Source organism: Craterilacuibacter sp., from assembly GCF_051659485.1.
GTDB lineage: Bacteria > Pseudomonadota > Gammaproteobacteria > Burkholderiales > Chromobacteriaceae > Craterilacuibacter.
Genome location: NZ_JBOFOO010000220.1, coordinates 1 through 10,158 on the forward strand (window position 1 = coordinate 1; position 10,158 = coordinate 10,158).

Consider the following 10,158-nt stretch of genomic DNA (forward strand, 5'->3'; position numbering starts at 1 on the left):
GACCCTGACCCAGATGCTGCGCAAGGAAAAGGTCGTTGGCTGTTTTGTCGAATTTTTCGGAGCCGGCAGCGCCAGCCTGAGCATCACCGACCGCGCCACCATCGCCAATATGGCACCCGAGTACGGCGCCACCATGGGTTTTTTTCCGGTAGATGATAAAACCCTGACTTATATGCGGGGCACCGGCCGCAGCGACGCCGACATTCTGGCTTTCGAAAGCTATTTCAAGGCGCAAGGTCTGTTCGGCATGCCGGCAGCCGGCGATATCCGCTACAGCCGTACGCTGAAGCTGGACCTGCACGGCATCACCCCCTGCCTCGCCGGCCCCACGCGTCCGCAAGACCGCATCGCATTGCCGGCCATGCAAGAAAACTTCGCTACCCTGTTTTGCGCTTCGGCCGCGGACAACGGCTTCAACAAACTCGTCACCGAACTGGAACAGCGCTACCCATTATTAAGCGCAGGCTCAGGGCAAGGCGACAACAGCAGCCAGCCACGCGCTACGGGGGAGATGGCCAATCACGCCCCCGCAAGTAGCGACCCCAATGATCTGGGTCACGGCGACATCCTGATTGCAGCGATCACCAGCTGTACCAACACCTCCAACCCCGGGGTGATGCTGGCAGCGGGTCTGTTGGCGCAAAAGGCTGTGGCCAAAGGTTTGCATGTCCATCCGCGCATCAAGACCAGCCTGGCACCTGGCTCGCGCATAGTCACCGCCTATCTGGAAAAAGCCGGCCTGATCGAGCCCCTGGCACAACTGGGCTTCGCGCTTGCCGCCTACGGCTGCACCACCTGCATCGGCAACTCAGGGGATCTATCACCGGCACTCAATGACACCATCACCCGCCATGACCTGATCTGCGCCGCCGTGCTATCCGGCAACCGCAATTTTGAAGCGCGCATCCATCCCAATCTGCGTGCCAATTATCTGGCCTCCCCCCCGCTGGTAGTCGCCTTTGCCATTGCCGGACGGGTCAATATCAATTTGGACACCGAAGCGCTGGGCATAGGCCGCGATGGAGCCCCCGTCTTTTTGCAAGACATCTGGCCCGCCTCGGATGAAATAGCGGCCTTGATGGCCACCGCCTTCGATCCGGACACCTTCCGCCGCCTATACGCCGACTTCACCCGCGACCACGATTTATGGAATGAGATCCAAGCACCACAAGGCGAGGTCTATAGCTGGCCTGCCAGCAGCTATATCGCCCGCCCGCCGTTTTTCGACGCGTTTACCATGCAGACGCCGGCCATCACCGATATCAGCGGCGCGCGCACCTTGCTGCTACTGGGTGACTCGGTCACCACCGACCATATTTCCCCGGCGGGGTCTTTTCACGCCACCTCGCCTGCCGGTCAGTATTTACTGTCACAAGGTGTCGCCAAGACCGACTTCAACAGTTACGGCAGCCGGCGCGGCAATCATGAAGTGATGCTGCGCGGCACTTTCGCCAATGTGCGCATCAAGAACCTGATGCTAGCGACAGATGCCGGCGGCAACCGTCCCGAAGGCGGCTACACCCTGCTGGACGGGCAGCAAGTGACGGTATTCGATGCCGCCATCGCTTATCAAAGCCGCAATACCCCCACCATCGTCTTTGCCGGTGAAGAATACGGCACCGGCTCCAGTCGCGACTGGGCAGCCAAAGGCAGCCAGCTACTAGGCATACGTGCCGTCGTCGCACGCAGCTTTGAACGCATCCACCGCAACAATCTGGTCGGCATGGGCATTTTGCCGCTGCAATTTACCGGCGCTGATAGCTGGCAGAGTCTGGGCATCACCGGTGAGGAAACCTTTGCCATCGCCGGCATTTCCCAAGGCCTGACAGCACGGCAAAAGCTGACGCTCAGCATGACCCGCAGTGACGGCAGCACACTCGCCATCCCCTTGCTGTGCCGTATCGACACGCCCATCGAGGTTGATTACTACCGCGCAGGCGGGATCTTGCCCTTTGTCTTGCGGCGTTTACTGGCAGACTGATACCCATCGCCGCGCAGAATCCAGGGCGCGGCATGCCCGCATCAAGACAGCCGCCATCCCGCACGGGTATAATCCGGCGCAACAAAGCCAATCCGTCATCTTCAAATACCAGAGGTTTTCATGAGCCGCACCTCCCTTTCCCGCTTTCTGATCGAGCAACAACGCAAGGCCGGCACGCTGCCACCCGATTTGCGCCACCTGATCGAAACCGTCGCCCGCGCCTGCAAGGCCATCTCGCATTCGGTGGGCAAGGGTGAACTGGCCGGCATTCTGGGCGAAGCCGGTACCGGCAATGTGCAAGGCGAAGCACAGAAAAAACTGGACGTGATCGCCAACGACGTTTTGCTGGAAGCCAATGAATGGGGCGGCAACCTCGCCGCGATGGCCTCCGAAGAAATGGAGCTGCCGTACTCGATCCCGGACGGCCTGCCGCGTGGCCGCTACCTGATGCTGTTCGACCCGCTGGATGGCTCGTCCAATATCGACGTCAATATCTCGGTCGGCACCATTTTCTCGGTACTGGAGTGTGATGCCTCGATAACCGGCCATCCGACCGAAGCCGATTTCCTGCAGCCTGGCACCCGTCAGGTCGCTGCCGGCTACACCGTCTACGGCCCGCAAACCATGCTGGTACTCACCTTCGGCAACGGCGTATACGGCTTTACGCTAGACCGTGAAAACGGCAGCTTCGTACTGACCCACCCCGAAATGAAAGTCCCGGAGAGCACGGGCGAATTTGCCATCAATATGTCGAATATGCGTCATTGGGAAGCGCCAGTGCAGCGCTATGTAGGCGAACTTCTGGCCGGAAAGACCGGCCCGCTGGGCAAGGATTACAATATGCGCTGGGTCGCCTCCATGGTGGCCGAAGTGCACCGTATCTTAGTGCGCGGCGGCGTCTTCATGTATCCAAAAGACGCACGCGACCCGGCCAAGCCGGGCAAGCTGCGTCTGATGTACGAAGGCAACCCGATGGCCTTTATCGTCGAACAGGCCGGCGGCATGGCGACCAACGGCCACCAGCGCATCATGGACATCCAGCCTGCAGCCCTGCACGAGCGCGTTGCGGTGTTCTTGGGTTCTAAGGAAGAAGTGGCGCGCGTCAGCAGCTATCACTCTGCCTAAGCACACTTAAACCCGGACAAGCCGGCCATGTGCCGGCTTTTTGCTGGCCAGCGCTTAAGCACTGCCAATAAAAAAGCCGCAAATCCCGGAGTATTTGCGGCTTTTATTCAATGCAGGGATCAGCCGCGCTTTAGCTTGGCGTTGGCCGCAATACGCATCCTGAGTGCATTCAGACGGATAAAGCCGGCCGCATCGGCGTGATTGTAGGCTCCGCCATCTTCGTCGAAGGTCGCGATATTGGGGTCGAACAGCGAGTCGGTATTCGATTCGCGCCCCACCACCATCACATTGCCCTTGTACAGTTTCAAACGAACCCAGCCATTCACTGTCGCCTGCGAGGCATCAATCATGGTCTGCATCATTGCGCGCTCCGGGCTCCACCAGTAGCCGGTGTAGATCAGCTGTGCGTACTTGGGCATCAGCTCGTCTTTCAGGTGTGCGACTTCACGATCCAGCGTAATCGACTCGATGGCACGGTGCGCCTTGAGCATGATGGTACCGCCCGGAGTTTCATAGCAGCCGCGCGACTTCATACCAACATAACGGTTCTCGACAATATCCAGACGCCCGATACCATGCTTGCCACCGATCTGGTTAAGCTGGGTCAGCACCTGCGCCGGGCTTAGCGCGACGCCGTTGAGGGCTACGATGTCGCCCTTTTCGTAGCTCAATTCCAGATACTCAGCCTCGTCCGGTGCCGTTTCCGGCGAATTGGACCACAACCACATATCTTCTTCCGGTTCGGCCGCCGGGTTTTCCAGCGCCAGACCTTCGTAGGAGATATGCAGCAAATTGGCATCCATCGAGTACGGGCTGGCACCGCTCTTGCGTTTACTGATGTCGATACCGTGGGTTTCGGCATAGGCCAAGAGCTTTTCGCGGCTCAAGAGATCCCATTCGCGCCATGGTGCGATCACATGGATATTCGGCTGCAGGGCATAGTAGCCCAGCTCGAAACGCACTTGGTCATTCCCCTTGCCGGTAGCGCCATGACTTACCGAGTCGGCACCGACCTCGCGGGCGATCTCGATCTGGCGCTTGGCAATCAGCGGGCGCGCGATCGAGGTACCCAGCAGGTATTCGCCTTCATACACGGTATTGGCACGGAACATCGGAAAAACGTAGTCGCGGACAAACTCTTCACGCAGATCATCGATATAGATATTTTCTGGCTTGATCCCCAGCGCCACCGCCTTCTGCCGGGCCGGCTCGACCTCCTCGCCCTGACCGATGTCGGCGGTGAAAGTGACCACTTCGCACTGATAAGTATCCTGCAGCCACTTCAGGATCACCGAGGTATCCAGACCGCCGGAGTAAGCGAGTACGACTTTTTTGATGCTGTTCATTTGCTATCTTTCAGAATTCCCGGCTGTTTGCACGCCATGCCGACACACAAACAGGACCCGTTGATCAGACTTTCCACGCTGTGGCGTGGTTTGAGTTTCCTTTTACCCCGTAGGGACTGGGCGCATACCGATGGGGCCGCGCTCAGCTTGCAGGTGCGTCAGCGTTGCGGGTCAAAGCCTGCCAACACCATGGATACACCCCGACCCTGCAGCGGGCGATATAGTTCGCCCGCGATGCTTCGTCGTCGCAGCAGCCGGACACGCGCGAAGACGCACGGAGTCGCCTCGGTTTGCGGGGCGCTGGATTTCAGGTACTGCCACGGCTCTTTCATCAGATCTTCCAAAAAACGGCTACCGCACCATCAACTCGTGGTCACGACAGCATTACAGATACGCAAGACTTAAGTCATACACGCTAAGCTGCCGCACCCCCATAAAACGCTTTTGACATGTTTTATAGAATTGCGACACGTATATATGTATACCAATTGACTATGCGTGGCAAGGGATCATGACATATTTATGTTGCGCCGCAACTGTTCCAACTCGTCGCAACGTAGCACGCGAACAGCCATTTCTCCTTGCAAATCAGCGAGTCCATGTATTTCTATGCCCTTTTGCGCCTTCATCAAGCGCACCAGATAAGCGATCACGTCTTCGTCTATTAGCTGACCGGGAACCAGCACCGGAATTCCGGGCGGATAAGGTACGATCTGGTCGCATGCCACACGCCCAAACAAGGCCGGATTGGGCCTGCCCTCCTCATCCAGCAAGGCAAGCCGTTCCCCTGCTTCGTAATATGCATCGCGCGGCAAACAGGCAAGCCGGGTAAAACGCGGCATATCAGGCAGGCGCACAGGCGCACGGGGCGACTTTTGCGTCCTGGCCAGACGCAAAATGGCATCATACAAACGCGAAACCTTGCTCTTGGTAGTCCCTATGGTCAGCAATAGCGTCAGCGTATTGAAGGTGGATTTTTCGACCTGGATATTGAAGCGCTCGAACAATTCGCGCTGCAACTCGTCCACGCTATAACCCGAACGCGAGATATCTATCGTCAGCTTGGTCGGGTCCAGCCTGATGCCGTCGTTTCTGACCTCATCGGGAAGCAACTCGTCCAGACCCAACACCCGGAATACGCCGGTCGCGTCTATCTTGGCCCTAAGATCCTCGGCCAGTTTCAAGGTCCGCTCCAGCAAGCGGTAACCTTCCATATGCGCCTGCTTGCGCGCCACGTCCAGACTGGCAATCAGGTTGTATTGCGGGCTGGTTGAGGTGTGCATATTGAAGTTTTCACGAAACAGATGCGCATCAAAATCCGGGTCATTCACGTGAATCATGCTGGCCTGCGAAAAAGCCGACAAAACCTTGTGGGTACTTTGCGTCGCGTAATCGGCACCGGACTCCAGCGCCGTCGGACGCAAGGCAGGATGAAAACGGGCATGGCCATACCAGGCTTCATCGATGATGACCTTGATTCCGGCCTCGTGCGCCACCTGGATAATCGGCGCCAGATCGTAACGCAGGCCATCATAAGTACACGAGGTCAGGATCAGCACGCGCGCATCGGGATGGTCGGCAATCGCCTGATAGATGGTGGCTTTGGGCACCGGCCCGAATACCCCGTACTGGCGATTGACCGATGAATCGAGATAAACCGGACAGGCGCCGGACAGGATCACGCCGTGATGGACCGATTTGTGACAATTGCGATCCAGTAACAGCTTGTCTCCGGGCGCCAGCAGGGTCTGAAAAATAACCTTGTTTGAAGTCGATGTCCCGTTGGTGGCGAAGTAGGTTAGGCGCGCGCCAAAGGTTTTGGCGGCCAGCGCCTGTGCTTCTGCAATCACGCCGGTCGGATGCATCAGCGAGTCCAGCATAGGCACCGAGACCGACAGATCGGCGCGCAGCATATTCTCGCCGACAAACTCGTGAAAATCGCCCACCCATGGGCTACCCAGCAAAGACTCGCCCCCCGAGTGGCCGGGGGTATGCCAGGAATCCTTGGCCATGGCCACATACTGGCGCAGCGCATCGTAAAACGGCGTGGCCGATTTTTCGGCGATTTCGGCACTCAGGATACGAAACCAGCCCTGATAATCGGTCTCGTCGCGATAGAAATAACCGCTGAGCGCATGGCTGGCCAACTCTTCCATCTCGGCTTTTTCGTCATCGTCGCTTAACAAGACATAACACGACAACTCGGGACGAAAAGCGCCGATGGCATTGACCAGCGCAATCACGGCACCGGCCGGCGCGCTGCCAATCAGGCAACGGTCGATGAGCACAATCTGTACATCGCCATCGGCCGCCAGTTGCGCCATAGCGTCGCCATGCGAGCTGGCAACACTGAAACAAAGGCCGTAAGGATTGGCCAGCTTTTGCGCCGCCTGTAGCAACCCCTTGCTGACAGCGCGCGCCCATACGCTGTCATGACTAACCAGCAGTACTCGGCTAACAGGGCTCATTCCGGGTCTCCTTCGGGCGTATCCGGCACTAATCCTGCCGTTCGCGCGTATTAAATGATGGTGAAGGCAAATGCCATTAAACTATCCTACGCACTCAAAGCCACGGCGTCATTTTGCAACCGCACATCGCCCCCCATACGCTACAATCGCGCCATGCTTACCGATGCCGAAAAAGACGCGATCCGCGACCACTACAAGACTCTCTCCGACAATCTGCCGGGCTTTCGCCCGCGTGCCGCCCAGCGCCGCATGCTGGCCGAAATCGCCAATGCGTTCTCGCGCAGCAAAGACATAGAAGATGGCGAGCTGCCCGAGCGCAACGGCGAGAGCATTATCGTGGTCGAAGGGCCGACCGGGGTCGGCAAGAGTCTGGCCTACTTGCTGGCAGGTGGCGTCATGGCCAAGATGCGCGGCAAAAAGCTGGTGGTCACCAGCGCAACCATTGCCCTGCAAGAACAGCTGGTCAACCGCGACCTGCCTTTCGTCATTGAAAATAGCGGTCTGGCGCTAACCTTTGCGCTGGCCAAGGGGCGCGGCCGCTACCTGTGCCCTTACCGCCTGTACGGACTGACGGCCGAACATGCACAAGATGCGCTATTCTCACCCGATCCGGCACTCGCACTATGGGACAAGAAGCCGGAGCAGGCCGAACTTGATACCCTGAATGCCCTGTCGTCGGCCTTCCACCAGCGCAAGTGGAATGGTGACCGCGACAACTGGCCCACCATCGTCGATGATAGCCTGTGGTTTCGCGTCACCAACGACAGGCACGGCTGCCTCAAGACCAGCTGCCCCAACCGCGCCGAATGCCCGTTTTATCTGGCACGCGACACACTGGAAAACGTCGATGTGGTGGTGGCCAACCATGACTTGATGCTGGCCGATATCGCCATGGGCGGCGGCGTGATCCTGCCGGCACCCGACGACAGTTTTTACTGCATAGACGAAGCGCACCATCTGGCCAAAAAAGCGGTCAACCAGTTTGCGGCAGAACACAGCCTGGCCCAGGCCATGGGCTGGCTGGAAAAAGTCGCGGCACTCGCCGTGCGCATCGAAACCCATATTGCCAAGCCCGAACTGACGAACGGCGCCATCGAAGCCGCAGCCGCCTGCATGGAGACGCTGACCGAGTGGCTATGGCTATTGGGCGGCGAACCGGCACTATCGGCCTCCGACGGCAACCCCGAGCCGACCTGGCTGCTGGACGATGGCCGCCTACCGGAACACCTGCAACAGCCGGCGGCCAATATGGCGATCGCTGCGCGCATGTTGTACAAGAATATTTCGGGCATGACCGATGCCCTGTCCGAGGCCAGACGCGACAAGCCGCAAGAAGCACCGGCACTGGACAAAGCCTCGACCGATCTGGGATTTATCGTCGGACGCAGCGAACAGCTCAACGCAGTCTGGGATCTGTTCGAAAAGGAAACCGACGACAAGGCTCCACCTATCGCCAAGTGGGTATCACGCCGACTCGACGGCAAGGGCGATTACCAGTTTTGTGCGTCGCCAGTCAGTGCCGCCGCCAGTCTCGCGGCCACCTTGTGGCGTCGTGCCGCCGCAGCCCTGCTCACCTCGGCCACCCTGCGCTCGCTGGGCGAGTTCGATTTGCTGCTGTCGCAGACCGGCCTGAAGTGGCTACCCGAGGTCAGCTGCATTGCACTGGACTCCCCATTCAACTTCAGCGAGCAAGGCGAGCTTTATCTACCGCCACTGGCAGCCAGCCCCAAGGACCCGGCGGCACATACCCGCGAAATTGCCGAGTGGCTGCCCAAACTCATCGCCGAAGATCAGGCTGTAGGCACCCTGGTGCTGTTTTCCTCGCGCCGCCAGATGCAGGAAGTCGCCAGCGCCCTGCCCGACACCTTGCGCGCAACGGTGCAGGTACAGGGCGAGATCCCCAAGAGCAAGCTACTGGAAAACCATTACCAGCGCATCAAGGACGGCAAGGCCAGCGTGATTTTCGGGCTGGATTCGTTCTCGGAGGGGCTGGATTTGCCGGGCGAAGCCTGTGTACACGTGATCATCGCCAAACTGCCTTTTGCCATGCCGGACGACCCGGTCGGCAAAACACTGGCACGCTGGATAGAAAAACGCGGCGGCAACCCGTTTATCGAGGTGACCGTCCCCGAAGCGTCGATCAAGCTGATACAGGCGGTCGGCCGCCTGATCCGCACCGAGCAGGACTGGGGCCGGGTCACCATCCTGGATAACCGCATCACCCGTCAGCGCTACGGAAAAAAGCTGCTGTCTTCGTTGCCGCCATTCAAGCGCATCTGAAACTAGGGTAGAATAACGGAATAACTTTCCGGCATGTTGCGGCCATCCCGCGCAACATGCCGGCTATAAGAGACATCCGACCCTGCAAGGCAAGCGCCGCCATCATGATCTGCAATCCCTACGAAATTGTCATCCAAGGCATCACCGAGGAAGGCCGCACCTTTCGCCCCAGCGACTGGGCCGAGCGCCTGTCCGGCATTATGTCGTCCTTTGGCGAAAACCAGAAACTGGCCTACCACCAGTTTGTCCGCCCCATGCTGCTGGACGGGGTGCGCTGCGTCGCCATCGACAAGAAGCTGGAAAAAATCCACCCCCCCATCTTCACCTTTCTGATGGACTTTGCGCGCGACAATCATTTACGCATCGTCGATTGCCGCACGCTAATAGACGAGGTTTATCCCAATAAGTTTTTGGCATAAAAACAACACTAGCGAAGCTTTTGGCGCTTTTATTCATTATTTTGCAACACATTTGTCATCTCCGTTGCTAGATTGGTACACAGCTGTCGCATGCCCTTTAGCAGGGTAAATACAGACAGCACAAAACCAATAAATAGCCCCTCGAAAACAACGGAGCACTGCAAACATGCAAAAGAAAACCCTCGCCATCGCCCTGGCCACCCTGTTCGCCCTGCCGGTTGTCGCCCACGCCGACGTCGTGATCTATGGCTTCATGGCTGGCAGCGTCGAGTCGGCCAAAGCCTCCGGCGGCAAAGATCCTATTTCCAGCACCACCCGCGTCAACTCGGACAACTCGCGTCTGGGTTTCAAAGGCAGCGAAGATCTGGGTAATGGCCTGAAAGCCGTATGGCAGGTTGAAAACTCACTGAGCCTGTACGACAACGGCGGCGGTAACACCTGGGCTGGCCGCAACAGCTTCGTCGGCCTGTCCGATGCAGTCTTAGGCACCGCAGTGCTTGGCCTGTACGACTCCGCCTACAAGCGCCTGACCGACACCG

Annotated in this window: 6 protein-coding genes and 1 pseudogene; 5 read left to right on the forward strand and 2 right to left on the reverse strand. The window is 58.5% G+C overall.

Features of this window, described 5'->3' with window-relative positions; all coding sequences use genetic code 11:
• Window positions 1-1,981: aconitate hydratase (locus tag ACRC1E_RS07875; protein ID WP_438514554.1), on the forward strand; the 1,981-nt coding region annotated here is incomplete at its 5' end.
• 120 nt (window positions 1,982-2,101) lie between these two features.
• Window positions 2,102-3,106: a class 1 fructose-bisphosphatase gene (locus ACRC1E_RS07880; RefSeq protein ID WP_438514555.1), complete on the forward strand. Its 1,005-nt coding sequence runs from the start codon at window positions 2,102-2,104 to the stop codon at window positions 3,104-3,106.
• Between the two features lie 119 nt (window positions 3,107-3,225).
• On the opposite strand, the gene ACRC1E_RS07885 is transcribed toward ACRC1E_RS07880, so the two are convergent.
• Window positions 3,226-4,452 carry an argininosuccinate synthase gene (locus tag ACRC1E_RS07885; protein ID WP_438514556.1) on the reverse strand — a complete coding sequence of 409 codons (1,227 nt, stop codon included), beginning with the start codon at window positions 4,450-4,452 and terminating at the stop codon, window positions 3,226-3,228.
• Window positions 4,453-4,961: 509 nt separating this feature from the next.
• A complete protein-coding gene (locus ACRC1E_RS07890) occupies window positions 4,962-6,920 on the reverse strand; it encodes an aminotransferase class I/II-fold pyridoxal phosphate-dependent enzyme (protein ID WP_438514557.1) in 1,959 nt (652 codons plus the stop codon).
• A gap of 153 nt (window positions 6,921-7,073) precedes the next feature.
• Here ACRC1E_RS07890 and dinG point away from each other — a divergent pair, with 153 nt between their 5' ends.
• The 3 genes and pseudogenes from dinG to ACRC1E_RS07905 form a co-directional block, all read left to right on the forward strand.
• Complete coding sequence (gene dinG / locus ACRC1E_RS07895) at window positions 7,074-9,200, forward strand: ATP-dependent DNA helicase DinG (protein ID WP_438514558.1); 2,127 nt, start codon at window positions 7,074-7,076, stop codon at window positions 9,198-9,200.
• A 101-nt stretch (window positions 9,201-9,301) separates the two neighbouring features.
• Window positions 9,302-9,592, forward strand: a pseudogene (locus ACRC1E_RS07900) (DUF3579 domain-containing protein); the annotation flags it as partial.
• 193 nt (window positions 9,593-9,785) lie between these two features.
• The coding region (locus ACRC1E_RS07905; protein WP_438514559.1) for a porin at window positions 9,786-10,158 on the forward strand (373 nt) is incomplete at its 3' end.

What these genes read in the sequence shown, in the direction of transcription:
- ACRC1E_RS07880 (WP_438514555.1), top strand. Translation starts at nt 2,102, where the DNA reads ATGAGCCGCACCTCCCTTTCCCGCTTTCTGATCGAGCAACAACGCAAG.
- ACRC1E_RS07885 (WP_438514556.1), bottom strand. Translation starts at nt 4,452, where the DNA reads ATGAACAGCATCAAAAAAGTCGTACTCGCTTACTCCGGCGGTCTGGAT.
- ACRC1E_RS07890 (WP_438514557.1), bottom strand. Translation starts at nt 6,920, where the DNA reads ATGAGCCCTGTTAGCCGAGTACTGCTGGTTAGTCATGACAGCGTATGG.
- dinG (WP_438514558.1), top strand. Translation starts at nt 7,074, where the DNA reads ATGCTTACCGATGCCGAAAAAGACGCGATCCGCGACCACTACAAGACT.